Raw genomic sequence first — 14,977 nt, 5'->3', positions numbered from 1 at the left:
AATTCCTGCGGGGGTTGGTTATTTTTCTGTCATCCAGCGCATAAAACTTGTCGCCCCTTTTGCGCGGGTGATTTCGGCTTCGGCGGCTTCATGCTTACGGCTCAATATTTCACAGCGCTGACTATCGCTAAGCGCCTGTTCCAGCGCAAAACGAAGCTGCGAAACCTCAACTTCAGCGTTTTCTTTAGCACGAGCGTAATTCTGCGCGGTTTCGGCCATCGCGTCCAGAGCGCGTTGCACAGTGAGAATTTTCTGGTCCAGCTCTTTTACTTCCAGGCGGCTGGCCTGAACGTTGTTGCGGTGTTCGATGACGCTGGTCTCCAGCAGTTTATTCTGCTGAGCCAGCTCGCTGATTTCGTTCTTCAGCACGTTGATATAAATTTGATGCGCCTGTAACGCCTGTTCATAGGCGACGCGCGCCGTATCGCTTTGCGCGCCCGTTTCCTGCAGCTGTTGTTTAAGCCCGGCCACCTGGTTTTGTAATGCCTGTACCGTTTCAATCAGAGCATTGCCATTCTTGACCAGTTCGCTGCGTAACATTCGTTGGTTATCGATGTCCTGCTGCATGGTTGCATGCAGTTGAACAAGCTCGGCATGATGCATTTCTTTCTGCGCAGTGAGCGCTTTTTGCAAATCAAGAATACGTTCGGACTGTTGCTGGCTCACCCTGCCATCCGGCGTCTGGCGAACCTGTTTTTCCATTTTGCGTTGCAGGGTTTCGCGCAGTAAGGCCAGTTCCTGATAATGGTGCTCGCGTTCGCTTTCGAGGTTTTTTTGCAGCCCGGCTATACGTGCTGAAAGGCGCTGGATTTCAGCTTGCGGCACGGTATTGAGCCGTGCCGCAGCCAGTTCGCTCTGAACTTCCGCCAGCCGTCTGAGCGTTTCAGGATTATCCTGATAAACCGTTTTCGTTTTGCTTTTATCGGCAACGGCTTTTAATTCGGCGCGTAGCTGCATGGCCTCGGCCTCCGCAGCTTTCAGGCGCGCCAGCATTCCAACGTCCTGGCTGCCGAGCCGGTTGAGATTCACACCGCACAGGGCCTGCTCGATTTCATACTGAATCTCAGCTTTGCTGCTGTTTTTCATTCGATTGCATGCGCTGGCTAAAAAGCTGGCCGCCTCGTTGCCATTGACGGTTCCAAAGGCCTTCTTAATCAGATTCTGGATCATGCTCACAGCAGTGTGTTCCTGTTGTTGGGTGAGGTTGAATAGCCCGCGCCGCGTCCGAAAAATCGAATGAATACCTTTTAGATATCGGTTAATCCGAAAATTTCTTTATTTATACAGCGGATTAGGGAATTCAGCCAGGGGACAAGTTGTCTTTAAGACGAGTCCCCTCACCCTTGCCCTCTCCTTTAGCCGAGGGGCTTTAACATCAGAACGTCGCCCAGTTATCGTCGCTTTCAACCGCCGGAGCCGGTTTCAGCTTCGCGACTTTCGCTACGGCAGGCTTCGCCGCTTGTGCCTGCGCATGCAAACGGAAGATGCCGACGGCTGCGGTCAGGCGCTCTGCCTGCTCTTCCAGCGAAACGGCAGCGGCCGTTGCTTCTTCCACCAGCGAGGCGTTTTGCTGCGTTACATTGTCCATTTCGTTAATGGCCTGGCCGACCTGCTGAATGCCGCGGCTTTGCTCGTCGGACGCGGCGGCGATTTCCAGCATGATGTCCGTTACGCGTCGTACCGCGTCAACCAGCCCGCTCATGGTTTCACCCGCATGGACCACCTGCTCAGAACCTGAATCAATTAAGGAGACGGATTCGCTAATCAGTCCCTCAATCTCTTTGGCCGCCTGAGCGCTGCGCTGCGCCAGCGTGCGCACTTCACTTGCCACAACGGCAAATCCACGGCCTTGTTCCCCGGCGCGTGCGGCTTCCACGGCGGCATTAAGCGCCAGGATATTGGTCTGGAAAGCGATGCTGTTTATTACCGAGGTTATCTCAGAAATCTTTTTAGAGCTGGTGGAGATGTTATTCATCGTCTTCACGACGCCTGAAACAATGCGCCCGCCGTCACTGGCTTTTTTCGAAGCATCTTCAGCCAGCTTGCTGGCGTGGTGAGCGTTATCGGCATTCTGTTTTACCGTCGACGTTAGCTGTTCCATGCTGGCCGCCGTTTGCTCAATCGCCGCCGCCTGCTCTTCGGTGCGTGAAGAAAGATCCGTGTTGCCGGCGGAAATTTCACTGGTTCCATGGTAAATGGCTTCAGCACTTTCGCGTACCGACCCTACCGTTTTAACCAGCGCAGACTGCATGGCCTGTAAATGCTGGCTCAGCTTGCCAATTTCGCTACGCCCGCATGGCTGTTCCGGGAGCGTTAAGTCGCCGCCAGCGATGCGTTCAATACGTGTTGCAGCCTCTTGCAAAGGGCCAATCACGATGCGACGCAGCAGCACGAACGTAATGATTGTCATGAACAACGCCACGGCAAACGCACCGGCCATTACCAACACGCTCAGTTGCGTGCGCGCCTGTGCTTCGGCGCGTAACGCCGTTGCTCTTTCCGTTCGGATAGCGATGGCTTTGAGCAAGATATCGTTGTAATCGGCGTCGAGTTTGCGCGCCTCTTCGTTCTCGTGCTTGATAATCGCCTCGAACATGCCGTTTTTGGCAAACTTAACCATTGGCAGCATGCCTTTATTAATATAGGCATCAAAATAGCTGCGCAAATCCGCATCCAGCGCTTCATCTTCCGGGGTTTTTACCCGGCGATTCATATAAGCATTAAAACCGTCCTGCGCCTGCTTAATACGTTTTTCCGCTTCGGCGATATTTTTTTTGTTATCTTCCATATCGCCTATGCGCACCGCTGAACCCGCATGAATGACGTTCAGGCGCGCCGTGCGCAGATGGTTTGAACTGTTAGATATATCCATGCGGACCTGAATTTCTTCGGTGACGTCCTGCAGCGCCTTATCGCTCTGAATCAGGAAATAGCTCGCCAGCGCAATGCATAAGGCAAATAAAACCAGAATGCCACCAAGAATGGCACTAAACAGCGGGACCAGGCGGATGTGATGCCAGAAATTTACCGTGCCATGTTGGTTGAGGTTTTTTGTAGCCATATCCTGGATTCTCTTAAGAGGAAGATGTGTAGAAACGTCATCGGCAAGGGATCCCGAACCCTTATAGCCAAGATGCAAAACTGTGGACTCCGTAGCAAATAACCTGCGGAAAGTTAAGCGGATCACATAATAAAAAGCCGCTCGTTTCTATGGCAAACTGCCTTAACCTGAAGGGATTAAGCCTGCTTAGCCAACAGCGCTTTTAAAATAACGTCAGGCGTGACGTTACCCAGAAATACCGCCGGTTTATCCTGTACTACGATCGTTGAAGGCGTGGCTTTTACGTCAAGCCGGTCAGATAGCGCGGACCGTTCTTCATTGTGCTGATACAGCGCACACTGGCATCGTTGCCCGACAGGAAGCCGTGCATCGCCTGAAGCAAAGCGTTTTCCGCTCTTTAGCGCACCACACCCGTGCCATATCCTCTGTCATCCGATCCTTAACGGCTGTTGGAGCGGTGATAAGAAACATCATGCCCGGTCCGGCATCATTGTATTTTTTCTTTGTTAGTCACATCCGGGCAGTACACGCGCTTATTATCGATAAAAACGACAATCTGGCACTTTTCCTCTGCGGCCTGCCAGACGATGACTTCAGGCCCGGTAAACTCTCCCGAAGATCTTTGATAGCCGGTTCCGGCGTGGTGTCGCTGGCGATTGAATTAGTTTTTCCTGTGCGGCTAAACCGCCGGAAATAAGATAAGTCAGCGCTAATAAACGTAAGAGTGGTTTATTCATCATCCTTGCCTTCCGTTAATTAAGTTCTTATCAGCTATCCAGCCCAGCCGAAAAGCACGCACCCGCTAAAGGTATTCTGTGGCGATGCCGCCCTACGTACCGGTACTTTTTTGTTAAACAGGAGTAAACTGGATGTAATTATTTGCGCAACAAGACACCTGTAAAATGAAATTTAAACCTGCCATTAAGCCCTATCGCGCCGCTGCCGGCGGCTGGGGCTCGCTTGAAGCCACCACTCGTTTTGTTATCGACAGCAAACACGCCCTGAAAAATTTGCGCAACCTGATGCGCATGAACAAAGCCCGGGGCTTTGACTGTCCGGGCTGTGCCTGGGGTGATGATAATAAAAGCACCTTCAGCTTCTGTGAAAACGGTGCCAAAGCCGTAACCTGGGAAGCAACACGACGCTTTATCGACAGCCGTTTTTTTGCCCGGCACAGCGTCAAAAAACTCTATGCGCAGAGCGACTATTTCCTTGAGTATCAAGGGCGACTGACCGAACCCCTGCGCTATAACGCCCAAACTGACCACTACGAACCGATAAGCTGGGACGATGCCCTTGCGCTGATTGCGCAACATATCCACGCGCTGGAAAGCCCGGATCAGATGGAGCTGTACACCTCCGGACGCGCCAGCAACGAGGCATCTTACCTTTATCAATTATTTGGGCGCATGGTCGGTACCAATAACTTCCCCGACTGCTCCAACATGTGCCACGAGGCCAGCGGCAGCGGTCTGAAACACAGTATCGGCGTGGGCAAAGGCACGATTCATCTCAACGATTTTGATCAAGCTAACGCCATCTTTGTGTTCGGACAGAATCCCGGCACCAACCACCCGCGTATGCTGCACAGCCTGCGCCACGCCGCTGAAAACGGTGCACAAATCGTTACCTTTAACACGCTGCGTGAGCGCGGCCTGGAACGATTTGCCGACCCGCAAAAACCGCTGGAGGTGATTACTCCTCTCGCGGGCAATATCAGCACTAACTACTACCAGCCGAACCTGGGCGGGGATATGGCAGCCGTGCGCGGCATGGCGAAAGCGCTGCTGGAAACCCATCGCACCCAGCTTGCGCGAGGCGAAAAAGGGATTTTCGACGAGCGGTTTATCGCTGAGCATACTCACGGCATAGACGGCTGGTTTACTGAAATCGATAACACAACCTGGGAGCACATTACCCGGCAGTCCGGCTTAAGCGAACAACAGTTGCGCGATGCCGCCGCTATCTGGCAGCAGGCTGAACGCGTTATTTGCACCTGGGCGATGGGCATCACGCAGCATAAGCATTCGGTAAATACGGTTCGCGAGATAGTCAATTTGCAGCTGCTGGGCGGACACCTTGGCAAACCAGGCGCGGGACTTTGTCCGGTGCGCGGGCACAGCAACGTGCAGGGTAACCGCACGATGGGCATTGATGAGAAACCGTCGGCCGCCCTGCTTGACAGCCTGAGCGCTCATTTCGAATTTGAACCCCCGCGTCGGGCCGGGCATAACACGGTCGAAGCGCTGGCGGCCATGCTACGCGACGAGATCAGAGTGCTGATTGCGCTGGGTGGAAACCTGGCCGCCGCCGCGCCGGACAGTCCCCGCACGGAAGAGGCGCTGCGTCGTTGCGGGCTGACGGTGCATATCAGCACCAAGCTTAACCGCAGTCACCTGGTGCCGGGCAAGGAAGGGCTGATTTTGCCAACGCTTGGGCGTACCGAGGCGGATATGCAGGCCACGGGCCGCCAGTTTATTACCGTTGAAGACTCGTTCAGCATGGTGCATGCCTCCGAAGGGATCGGTAATCCTCTTGCCGCTACGCAGCGTTCTGAAACCGCCATTGTGGCGGGCATTGCCGATGTCGTTTTGGGTAAAGCCAAACTTAACTGGCTGGCGCTCGCCGATGATTACAGCCTGATCCGCAATCATATTGCCGCCACCATTCCAGGCTTTCAGAACTTCAATCAGCAGTGCGAAAAACCGGGTGGCTTTTATCTTGGTAACGCTGCGGCACAGCTACGTTTTAACACGCCGACCGGCAAGGCGGAATTCAGCGCAGCAAAGCTTCCTGGTTCGTTATTTGGCGATCTGGACGCGCCCTTTGCCTTGCAAACGCTGCGTTCTCACGATCAGTACAACACCACGATTTATGGCCTCGACGACCGCTATCGCGGGGTTTATGGTCAGCGCGAAGTGCTGTTTATCCATCCCGACGATATGATTGCGCAGGGCTTGCAGGAAGGCGATCTGGTGGATATCGAAACGGTGTGGAACGATGGCATTACACGCAAAGTCAGCGGGTTCAAAGTCGTGCCTTACAATATCCCACGCGGCAATCTGGCGGCCTACTATCCGGAAACGAACCCGCTGGTTCCTCTGTCAAGCGTGGGAGATGGCACGGGCACGCCAACCTCAAAATCGGTGCCGGTAAAAATCAGCCAGTCCATAGCGGCGATCGGTAGCCGCATCGCGTGAAGGCGCTTTCCCTGCGTTGCCTGTCTTCAGAAAAGCCGTCAACGCAGGGTTATAATTCAGACGGCTGCTCTCCCCTGTATACCCTCAATCAATCTTTATTGGGCACCGCTTTAGCGAACTTTTACCAGCGTTGCTGAATAAATATCCGCTTTTATTTGCGGCATCCATAAAATTAGCGCCGACCACTTAATTCGCAACGAAAGTTAAGTTTGCAGTACACCTCACAAAGCGCGCTATTCTCATCTGATAACATTGCCTGAGATGCCGATATTAAACAGAGAGAAGATGTTATGAAAAAAAGGATTTGTCTTACGTTGTTAACCACATGCTGCCTGTCTGCAAACGTGCTGGCTGACACAAAACTAGCAGGAAATGAAATACTTGCCGTACAGCAAGGCGGCGTCCCCAACAAAATTTATACACAAAAAAAGCCCCATCTGCGGGTGGCAACATACAATATTGGTAAAAACGAGGTCGCCGGGGATGTGGCTGATTTTTCCGCATTAAACGCGGCGATAAAAAAGATTGACGCGGATATCATCGCTCTCCCTGAGATTGATAATAAAACTACACGCAGTAAGAAAATCGATCAGCTAAAAACCATCGCAGAATCTAACGGATTACATTATGCCTTTGGAAAGGCGCTGAATTTTGACGGCGGTGAATACGGTCTGGGGCTTCTTTCCAGATATCCTGTAAAGCATTTTCAGGTCATAAACCTGCCCTCGGGAGAAGCTGAACAGCGCGTCGTACTGCTTGCGCAAATTGCCTGTCCCGGCTTTGATTCGCCGGTGATAGTGATGGTGACTCATCTGGACTGGCAGAAAGATCCCGCTGTCCGTCTGGCGCAGGCCCGCCATATCCTTGACGTCAGCATTGGTGACGCGCCATCAGATTTTAAGGATATTGCCTCTTCAGTGAAAATTCTTGCGGGCGATTTCAATTCAACCAGGAATGAACAACCCGTCAGGGAACTCGGTTACTTCTGGAATCTTGTAAATAAAGAAGGAACGGATTTGCGTTCATGGCCGGCGATAAACCCGGCAATCGACATCGATCACATATTCACTTTTAAAGGCCAAAAATGGAATGTGAATAAGCTGACCATTCCACATGACGACACAAGCTTTACCTGGTCTGGCGCAAGCGATCATCTCCCGGTAATTGCCGATCTTGAGTTAACGGAACAATAATATTCAGGCTCACCATTAACTTCCCCCGGTCGGGTAGCGCTCGTCTGCCCAACCGTTTCCAGCGCAGCAACTTCTGTACAATAAATGCGAAATCTCTCATTAACAACTTTGCAATGTCATAACGTCAGATTATGATAGCCGCAACATTCACCATTTGGTTCGTTATAGCTTTCACTTTCGTCTGAAAGCCGGTTAATCTCGTGCCAGATGCGTTCATGTTTACTCCAACCGGTACACAGCCAGGCGATTTCTCGCGACAGAGAGACGCCCCGGCACCTGCAGTTTAAGAAACGACATTTATGGGACATACTACAAGGAAGATGTTCCAACAGGAGAACGTTATGGTAAGTCATACTCCCCCACGCGGCCTGGCTCTGGCGCTGCTGTGGGTACTCGGCGGATTGATGGCCCTCATTGGTCTCGCCATCGGCATCGGCGGGGCTTATTTAGTCTCGCTGGGCGGCAGCTGGTATTTCCTGCTGATGGGCATCGTGATGCTTATTTCCGCCGTCTTGATCTTCAGGAAAAAGACCTCCGGGCTCATGCTTTACGCCCTCGCCTTTATTTGCACCATCTTCTGGGCCATCAGCGATGCGGGCATGGATTTCTGGCCGCTGTTTTCACGCCTGTTTACCTTTGCGGTGCTGGCATTCCTGGCGGCTCTCGCCTGGCCGGTTTTACGTGCAGTAAACGCTTCAGCGCCGGTAAAAAAAGCGCCGGCTTACGGTATTGCTGCGCTTCTCGCCATTTGTATGCTGGTTAGCGCTGGCTGGATGTTTGTTCCACAGGTGCTGGTCGCAGCCAATGAAGATGTACCGGTCAAGCCGGTCGCCGCAGGTGTTGCACAAAAAGACTGGAAGCATTGGGGCAACACCACCCACGGCGACCGTTTTGCAGCACTTGATCAAATCAATAAAGGCAACGTTTCCGACCTTAAAGTCGCCTGGGTTGCGCATACCGGTGATATCCCGCAGAGCAACGGCTCTGGTGCGGAAGATCAAAACACGCCGCTACAGGTTGGCGATACGCTGTTTGTCTGTACGCCATACAGCAAAGTGCTGGCGCTGGATGTGGATTCCGGTAAAGAAAAATGGCGTTTCGACAGCAAAGCCACCGCGCCAAACTGGCAACGCTGCCGTGGATTAGGTTACTTCGAAGAAACCACCCAGCGAGCAGCGGCTACGCTTGCCGCCCCGGCTCAGCCAGCGGCCTGTCCTCGCCGCCTGTTCCTGCCAACCACCGATGCGCGCCTGCTGGCAATCAACGCGGACAACGGCAAGCTGTGCGATGACTTTGGCGACCACGGCACCGTGGATCTAAAAGTCGGCATGGGCGAAGTTAAACCTGGCTACTACCAGCAGACATCCACGCCGCTCGTGGCGGGCAATCTGGTAGTGGTCGGCGGCCGCGTGGCGGATAACTTCTCTACCGGCGAGCCTCCGGGCGTGGTGCGTGCTTATGACGTTCACACCGGCAAACTGGCCTGGGCCTGGGATCCGGGTAACCCGGCGATGACCGGTGTACCGCCAGAAGGCCAGACCTACACGCGCGGTACGCCGAACGTGTGGTCAGCCATGTCTTATGATGCGAAGCTGGGCCTGATTTATCTGCCAACCGGTAACGCCACGCCTGACTTCTTCGGCGGCACGCGTACCCCGGAAGATGATAAATACAACTCTTCTATCGTGGCCGTTGACGCGGCGACGGGCCAGGTGCGCTGGCATTATCAGACCACTCATCACGATTTATGGGACTTCGACCTGCCGGCGCAGCCGCTGCTTTACGATCTGCCGAACGGAAAAGGCGGCACCACGCCGGTTATCGTTCAGACCTCCAAGCAGGGCATGATCTTTATGCTTAATCGCGAAACCGGCGAGCCGGTGGCGAAAGTAGAAGAACGTCCGGTGCCGCAGGGCCATATTGCAGGCGAGCGCTACTCAAAAACCCAGCCTTATTCTGTCGGTATGCCGATGATCGGCAACGAGACGCTTAAAGAATCGGATATGTGGGGCGCGACGCCTATCGACCTGCTGATGTGCCGTATCGAATTTAAAGGCATGCGTCACGAAGGCGTCTTCACGCCGCCGGGACTGGATCGTTCCCTGCAATATCCGGGTTCGCTGGGCGGCATGAACTGGGGCGGCGTTTCCGTTGACCCGAACAACAGCCTGATGTTTGTTAATGATATGCGCCTGGGTCTGGCGAACTACATGGTGCCGCGCGCAAATGTAGCGAAAGACGCAAGCGGTATTGAAATGGGCATTGTACCTATGGATGGTACGCCGTTCGGCGCGATGCGTGAGCGCTTCCTGTCGCCGCTGGGCATTCCATGCCAGAAACCACCTTTTGGCACCATGTCTGCCGTCGACCTGAAGTCCGGGAAGATTGTCTGGCAGGTTCCAGTTGGCACCGTGCAGGATACCGGCCCGTTAGGTATTCGTATGCATATGCCAATCCCAATCGGTATGCCGACCCTGGGCGCGTCGCTCTCAACGCAGTCTGGCCTGCTGTTCTTCGCGGGTACGCAGGATTTCTATCTGCGTGCTTTTGATACCGCAAATGGCAAAGAGATCTGGAAGTCTCGCCTGCCGGTCGGCAGCCAGTCCGGGCCTATGACCTACGTGTCGCCAAAAACCGGTAAGCAATACATTGTGATTAACGCAGGCGGGGCGCGTCAGTCGCCTGACCGTGGCGATTACATTATTGCTTATGCACTGCCTGATTCGCAGTAGTTAACAACGGCGGGTGACGCTTCGATCGCCCGCCTGTATTTTTATTTACCCACCATCAGGCGAAGCTAAAACCCTCGTCAGCCCAGCCGGTTATTCCGCCGATCATAATTTTAACCGGACGTCCCAGACGAGCCAGCTTCAGCGCTGCCCGATCAGCACCGTTACAGTGCGGTCCGGCGCAGTACACCACAAACAGCGTATCGGCTGGCCATTCATTCATGCGTTCCGCGTTTATATCACGGTGCCGCAGGTGCAAAGCGCCAGGAATGTGCCGACGGGCGAAAGCTTCCGGTGAGCCCACCACATGTAACAGCACAAAGTCCCTATCCCCTTCTTTCATCGCGGAGTGAACATCGTCGCAGTCTGTTTCAAGGCTGAGGCGTTGCAAAAAATGGGCGGCGGCAATTTCGGGTGCGGCAGGCGGGTATTCAGATACGTAGCTCATAGACTCTCCTCTTTGTGTAAGGCTCTACTATAGGGCCGTGCCGCTGGCTTGACAGGTGGCAGAAATGACGGATAGCGTGAAGATCATGACAATCAATCCCGCAGGTAATCGCTTGAAAAATTCCTTAGTTGTCGCTTTGGCCTATGATGGTCTGTGTACCTTCGAATTCGGCGTTGCCGTGGAAATCTTCGGGCTGGCTCGTCCGGAGATGGGCGACGACTGGTATCGTTTCGCCGTGGCGGGCATCGATAAGGGCGAGCTGCGGGCAACAGGCGGGATTCGTCTGGCGGTAGACGGCGGGCTTGAGCTGCTGGCGCAGGCCGGGACAATCATTGTGCCGGGCTGGCGGGGTGCGGATTCGCCGGTGCCCGTTGAGCTATGCAATGCGCTGGTCGCCGCACACCTTCGCGGCACGAGAATTATGTCTATCTGCTCAGGAGTATTCGTGCTGGCAGCCGCCGGACTGCTCAATAATCGACAGGCCACGACGCACTGGCGGTATACCGCTTTACTCCAGCAGCGCTATCCGGCTATTCAGGTTATGCCGGACGTTTTATATATCGATAACGGCGACGTGCTGACCTCCGCAGGCAGCGCGGCGGGAATCGATCTTGGTTTACATCTGGTACGACGCGATTACGGCAGCGCCGCGGCCAATACCGTCGCGCGTCGGCTGGTCGTTCCACCCCACCGCGACGGCGGCCAGGCGCAGTTCATTGCACAGGCCGTGCCGGTTACTTACGAGAGCCATCGGTTGAGTCCGCTCTTCGACCATCTTCATGCCAGCCTGGACAAAGCGCACAGCGTGGTAACGCTTGCAAAATTTGTTGGCATGAGCCCACGCACTTTTCTGCGGCGCTTCGAAGCCGCGACGGGCACCACGCCCGCCAGGTGGTTATTAACCGCCCGCTTAGCCAGAAGCCGGGATTTACTGGAGAACAGCTCCCTGTCCATCGAGAAGATTGCCCAGCGGGCTGGATTTGGCAGCGCGGCCACCTTACGCCATCATTTCCGGACACAGCTTGCCACCACGCCTGCAACTTACCGCAAAACTTTTACCTCACAAGGCTAATATTTACCAGCGGTTAGGCCTTGTTTAACTTGCGCCCGCTATAATGCTTCCACTCTGATGAGACAATTTCAATTAACGAGAGGTATTTCTATCGAAATGCGCAACAACGAGGAGTGATTATGCTGGGAAATATGAACGTATTTATAGCAGTGCTGGGATTTATTGTTTTTTCCGGGTTTCTTGCTGCTTACTTAAGCCACAAATGGGATGACTGATGAACGGTGATCTACCCCCGCCAACCGTGCCCCTCGCAGATGCAAATCTCGGGGGGCATTTTTTTGCGCGCTTTACGCCCGGCAGGCAAAAAAAAACCGCCACTCTGGATGACGGTTCAAAGCTGCATGGCCAGATTTTTATTATTAGTGAAACCACGCGGATAATGATGTTTATTTTTGCGTAAATCCCACCGCCCACCACAATAGCTTTCTCTGGCTCAACCCAGCTTAAACAAGCCGTCAAAGTATGTTTTTTAGTTAACTTGTGATGAGCGCTATTCGCAGCCATTCTTATCGTGTTACGTTTGCACATCATTCGACAGACTCTTTTGGGTGATGATACGTTTAGTGCGCTACTACAAAAATTGATCTACAAGTGGAGAAGTTATGCGTAAGTCGAAAGTTGTGTTGCTCTCAGTCCTGTTGATGGGACTGCCCGTCGCTTTTTCAGCGCAGGCTTATAGTGAACCCGCGCCTGCCGCCCCGCAAAGCAATGCCAACACCTCATATGAACTTAAAGAGTTTTACGCCGATTATAAGCACTTTGCTATTGGCGACATTGCGCCCGATCTCTATCGCACCAAAGAGTATCAGATTGACGCCTGGAAAATCAGGCATCTCCCGGCGCCCGAAGCAGGAAGCCACTGGACCTACATGGGCGGCAACTACGTGCTGATTACCGACGCCGAAGGCAAAATCCTCCGCGCAATGAAGGGTGAGATTTTTTACGCACACTAATACCGCCAGTAGTGCCGAATTGAAAATAAAGACCGCTGCGTTATTTTTATTGCAGCGGTCTTTATTTTTACCCGCGGAAAGCTGGCCAGGATTAATTATCGAACAATAGTGAAGAAAGTGTGAAGACGTTCTTTTTGAGTTTATTCTGGTAGTTTGCGTTTGCCGTTTACCGATAATTACTCGCAGGTTAATAGTGAAGACGGTAATACACCATGAAAAAAATTTTATTAGTTCTGACCAGCCTGGCAATAGTACTTTCTTTAAGCGGCTGCATCTGGCACGACGGATATCATCACGGCGGCGGGCACCACCATTATCATCGTCACTAAAAGCAGACGGACCCCGGCACGCCGGGGTTTGGTTTTATGCGCTGCGTAACGCTTTAACCGTCGAATAACCATATTCAAAAATAAAATCGGTCGTGCACATAAAGACAATTACATCGCCCGATGCGCATTCCGCAAGCGAGCTGTTTAATTCCGAATCAAAATCTTTGGTCAGTTGCGGCATCAGCATCTGCATATCGCCCGGATAATCGTCGTCTTCGTCCGCCGGCATATGTTCAATTTGTGAACCACGCACGACGTAAATCAATACGTTTTTATCGTTGAACGTGACGGGCGCGCGCAGATGCTTACCGACGGGATGCTTTGCCATTAGAGTTACCTTAATTACATTGGCGCGAGGAATCGCGATATCCCGCAAAATATACCTGCCAAAACGCCGCAGGTCATCCCATAACGGGCCTTCTTGCTGGCGAAGAAGGCCGCATAATGGTTTAGTATTTTGCCACCGTCGCTTTTGCGCCATACTCACGCAGCGTCAGATAAGCCCCGGTAACCTGTTTAACGAATCGCTCGTTAGCAGGCAGATCCTCACCAAAGATAGTTTTCAGCCCTAACAAAGCCTGAACGCGGGCTTCCCCTTCCTGGCTTGAGGCTACCGCCTGCTGAATTGTTGGCAGGAGCGGATCGCTGATGTCGATTTTTTCGCCCTGCTCATCAACGCCGCCGACGTAACGCATCCATCCGGCTACGCCCAGGGCCAGCAGGTCAAAACGACTGCCGTGTGCGAGGTGCCAGCGAATAGCGTCCAGCCAGCGCTGCGGAAGCTTCTGGCTGCCGTCCATGGCGATTTGCCAGGTGCGGTGGCGCAGCGCCGGATTGGTGTAGCGCGCAATAAGCGAATCCGCATACTGGCCTAAATCAACGCCCGTTACTTTTAGCGTAGGCGCCTGCTCACTCAGCATCAGTTGGCGCGCAGCACGGCGATAGTTTTCGTCCTGCATGCAGTCAGAAATATGCTGATAACCCGCGAGATAGCCCAGATAAGCCAGCAAGGAGTGGCTACCGTTAAGCATGCGCAGCTTCATCTCTTCATAAGGCAGAACGTCTGCCACCAGTTCGGCGCCGGCCTTTTCCCACTCCGGACGGCCAGCAACGAAGTTATCTTCGATAACCCACTGGCGGAAAGGCTCGCAGGCGACAGCGGCCGGATCGGCAACGCCGGTTGCCTGTGCTACCTGAGCAAGGGTCTCTGGCGTCACAGCCGGTACAATGCGATCGACCATCGTTGACGGGAACGTAACGTTGGCTTTGATCCACGCGCCTAACTGCGGGTCGAGCGCATCCGCATAAGCGGTCACAACGTTACGGGTTACGTGGCCGTTCTCGGGCATGTTATCGCAGGACATGACGCTGAATGCCGGTAAACCCGCGGCTTTACGGCGGGCCAGCGCCTCGACAATCACGCCAGGTGCGGACTGCGGCTGATGAGGATTTGCCAGGTCGTGCACGATAAGCGGATGATCCTGTAAGATCGTTCCCGTGGCGGGCGCATGGCAGTATCCCTTTTCAGTCACGGTGAGAGAAACAATTGCCACTTCGGGCTGCGTCATGGCATCGAATATCGCCTCCAGACCGTCTGTCCGGGCGTGGAGCGCTTTTTTCACTACGCCAACCACACGACACTGCCAGGCACTGGCAGACATTTCCGCCACGCTGTAGAGATTATCCTGCTGCCTGAGATCGGCAATTTGCTGCTCGCCGCCAATCAGGTTCACTTCACAGTAACCCCAGTCGCTGCCGTGTTCCTGAGCAAGGATATCGGTGTACACCGCCTGGTGGGCACGATGAAACGCGCCAAAACCCAAATGAACGATACGCGGAACCAGTTTGCTACGATCGTAATGCGGAACTATGGCTTTTGCAGATAAGAGCTTGTTTTCCATTTTAAAACTCGCTGTTAAAAGAACATCGGACAGCCACAGATTACCTGCTATGGTAGGCTGCTTTTTGATTTGGATTAAACTTCAGTCATTT

At 53.5% G+C, this 14,977-nt stretch carries 12 protein-coding genes; 7 read left to right on the top strand and 5 right to left on the bottom strand.

What is annotated here, in order from left to right:
* Nucleotides 1-18: 18 nt before the first annotated feature.
* Nucleotides 19-1,176, bottom strand: coding sequence for a coiled-coil domain-containing protein (locus E2L00_RS02415; RefSeq protein WP_167606465.1), 1,158 nt, complete (start codon nucleotides 1,174-1,176; stop codon nucleotides 19-21).
* A 199-nt stretch (nucleotides 1,177-1,375) separates the two neighbouring features.
* Nucleotides 1,376-3,061, bottom strand: coding sequence for a methyl-accepting chemotaxis protein (locus E2L00_RS02410; protein ID WP_167606463.1), 1,686 nt, complete (start codon nucleotides 3,059-3,061; stop codon nucleotides 1,376-1,378).
* A 364-nt stretch (nucleotides 3,062-3,425) separates the two neighbouring features.
* Here E2L00_RS02410 and E2L00_RS02405 point away from each other — a divergent pair, with 364 nt between their 5' ends.
* The 4 genes from E2L00_RS02405 to E2L00_RS02390 all read left to right on the top strand — a co-directional run bounded on the left by E2L00_RS02405 (nucleotide 3,426) and on the right by E2L00_RS02390 (nucleotide 10,186).
* Complete coding sequence (locus E2L00_RS02405) at nucleotides 3,426-3,758, top strand: hypothetical protein (RefSeq protein WP_167606460.1); 333 nt, start codon at nucleotides 3,426-3,428, stop codon at nucleotides 3,756-3,758.
* A 205-nt stretch (nucleotides 3,759-3,963) separates the two neighbouring features.
* Nucleotides 3,964-6,261, top strand: a complete 2,298-nt coding sequence (locus tag E2L00_RS02400; protein WP_167606458.1) for an FdhF/YdeP family oxidoreductase — start codon at nucleotides 3,964-3,966, stop codon at nucleotides 6,259-6,261.
* 290 nt (nucleotides 6,262-6,551) lie between these two features.
* Nucleotides 6,552-7,454 (top strand): endonuclease/exonuclease/phosphatase family protein, encoded by a 903-nt coding sequence (locus E2L00_RS02395; protein WP_167606455.1) that lies wholly within the window; start codon nucleotides 6,552-6,554, stop codon nucleotides 7,452-7,454.
* A gap of 341 nt (nucleotides 7,455-7,795) precedes the next feature.
* A complete protein-coding gene (locus E2L00_RS02390; RefSeq protein WP_167606453.1) occupies nucleotides 7,796-10,186 on the top strand; it encodes a glucose/quinate/shikimate family membrane-bound PQQ-dependent dehydrogenase in 2,391 nt (796 codons plus the stop codon).
* Between the two features lie 55 nt (nucleotides 10,187-10,241).
* Here E2L00_RS02390 and E2L00_RS02385 read toward each other — a convergent pair whose 3' ends face one another.
* Nucleotides 10,242-10,631 carry a rhodanese-like domain-containing protein gene (locus tag E2L00_RS02385; protein ID WP_167606451.1) on the bottom strand — a complete coding sequence of 130 codons (390 nt, stop codon included), beginning with the start codon at nucleotides 10,629-10,631 and terminating at the stop codon, nucleotides 10,242-10,244.
* Nucleotides 10,632-10,695: 64 nt separating this feature from the next.
* Between E2L00_RS02385 and ftrA the strand changes: the two genes are divergently transcribed.
* The 3 genes from ftrA to E2L00_RS02370 all read left to right on the top strand — a co-directional run bounded on the left by ftrA (nucleotide 10,696) and on the right by E2L00_RS02370 (nucleotide 12,656).
* A complete protein-coding gene (gene ftrA / locus E2L00_RS02380; RefSeq protein ID WP_201279259.1) occupies nucleotides 10,696-11,703 on the top strand; it encodes a transcriptional regulator FtrA in 1,008 nt (335 codons plus the stop codon).
* A gap of 119 nt (nucleotides 11,704-11,822) precedes the next feature.
* Nucleotides 11,823-11,918: a protein MgtS gene (gene mgtS / locus E2L00_RS02375; RefSeq protein WP_167606446.1), complete on the top strand. Its 96-nt coding sequence runs from the start codon at nucleotides 11,823-11,825 to the stop codon at nucleotides 11,916-11,918.
* Between the two features lie 387 nt (nucleotides 11,919-12,305).
* The gene (locus tag E2L00_RS02370; RefSeq protein ID WP_167606444.1) at nucleotides 12,306-12,656 is read left to right on the top strand and encodes an RcnB family protein; all 351 of its coding nucleotides are present in this window, start codon (nucleotides 12,306-12,308) and stop codon (nucleotides 12,654-12,656) included.
* 363 nt (nucleotides 12,657-13,019) lie between these two features.
* On the opposite strand, the gene E2L00_RS02365 is transcribed toward E2L00_RS02370, so the two are convergent.
* Nucleotides 13,020-13,313 carry a hypothetical protein gene (locus E2L00_RS02365; RefSeq protein ID WP_167606441.1) on the bottom strand — a complete coding sequence of 98 codons (294 nt, stop codon included), beginning with the start codon at nucleotides 13,311-13,313 and terminating at the stop codon, nucleotides 13,020-13,022.
* Between the two features lie 121 nt (nucleotides 13,314-13,434).
* Nucleotides 13,435-14,886, bottom strand: a complete 1,452-nt coding sequence (locus E2L00_RS02360) for a mannitol dehydrogenase family protein (RefSeq protein ID WP_167606438.1) — start codon at nucleotides 14,884-14,886, stop codon at nucleotides 13,435-13,437.
* Between the last annotated feature and the right edge of the window lie 91 nt (nucleotides 14,887-14,977).

Origin of the sequence: Cedecea colo, assembly GCF_011808225.1 — a bacterium.
In the GTDB taxonomy this organism is placed as follows: domain Bacteria; phylum Pseudomonadota; class Gammaproteobacteria; order Enterobacterales; family Enterobacteriaceae; genus Dryocola; species Dryocola colo.
The sequence above is the reverse complement of the archived record's forward strand: the minus strand, read 5'-3'. Positions and strand labels throughout refer to the sequence as shown.

Bases quoted from the DNA above. Each gene is read 5' to 3' on its own strand.
- E2L00_RS02385 (WP_167606451.1), bottom strand. From the start codon at position 10,631: ATGAGCTACGTATCTGAATACCCGCCTGCCGCACCCGAAATTGCCGCC.
- E2L00_RS02365 (WP_167606441.1), bottom strand. From the start codon at position 13,313: ATGGCAAAGCATCCCGTCGGTAAGCATCTGCGCGCGCCCGTCACGTTC.
- mgtS (WP_167606446.1), top strand. From the start codon at position 11,823: ATGCTGGGAAATATGAACGTATTTATAGCAGTGCTGGGATTTATTGTT.
- E2L00_RS02370 (WP_167606444.1), top strand. From the start codon at position 12,306: ATGCGTAAGTCGAAAGTTGTGTTGCTCTCAGTCCTGTTGATGGGACTG.
- E2L00_RS02410 (WP_167606463.1), bottom strand. From the start codon at position 3,061: ATGGCTACAAAAAACCTCAACCAACATGGCACGGTAAATTTCTGGCAT.
- E2L00_RS02360 (WP_167606438.1), bottom strand. From the start codon at position 14,886: ATGGAAAACAAGCTCTTATCTGCAAAAGCCATAGTTCCGCATTACGAT.
- E2L00_RS02390 (WP_167606453.1), top strand. From the start codon at position 7,796: ATGGTAAGTCATACTCCCCCACGCGGCCTGGCTCTGGCGCTGCTGTGG.
- E2L00_RS02395 (WP_167606455.1), top strand. From the start codon at position 6,552: ATGAAAAAAAGGATTTGTCTTACGTTGTTAACCACATGCTGCCTGTCT.
- ftrA (WP_201279259.1), top strand. From the start codon at position 10,696: ATGACGGATAGCGTGAAGATCATGACAATCAATCCCGCAGGTAATCGC.
- E2L00_RS02400 (WP_167606458.1), top strand. From the start codon at position 3,964: ATGAAATTTAAACCTGCCATTAAGCCCTATCGCGCCGCTGCCGGCGGC.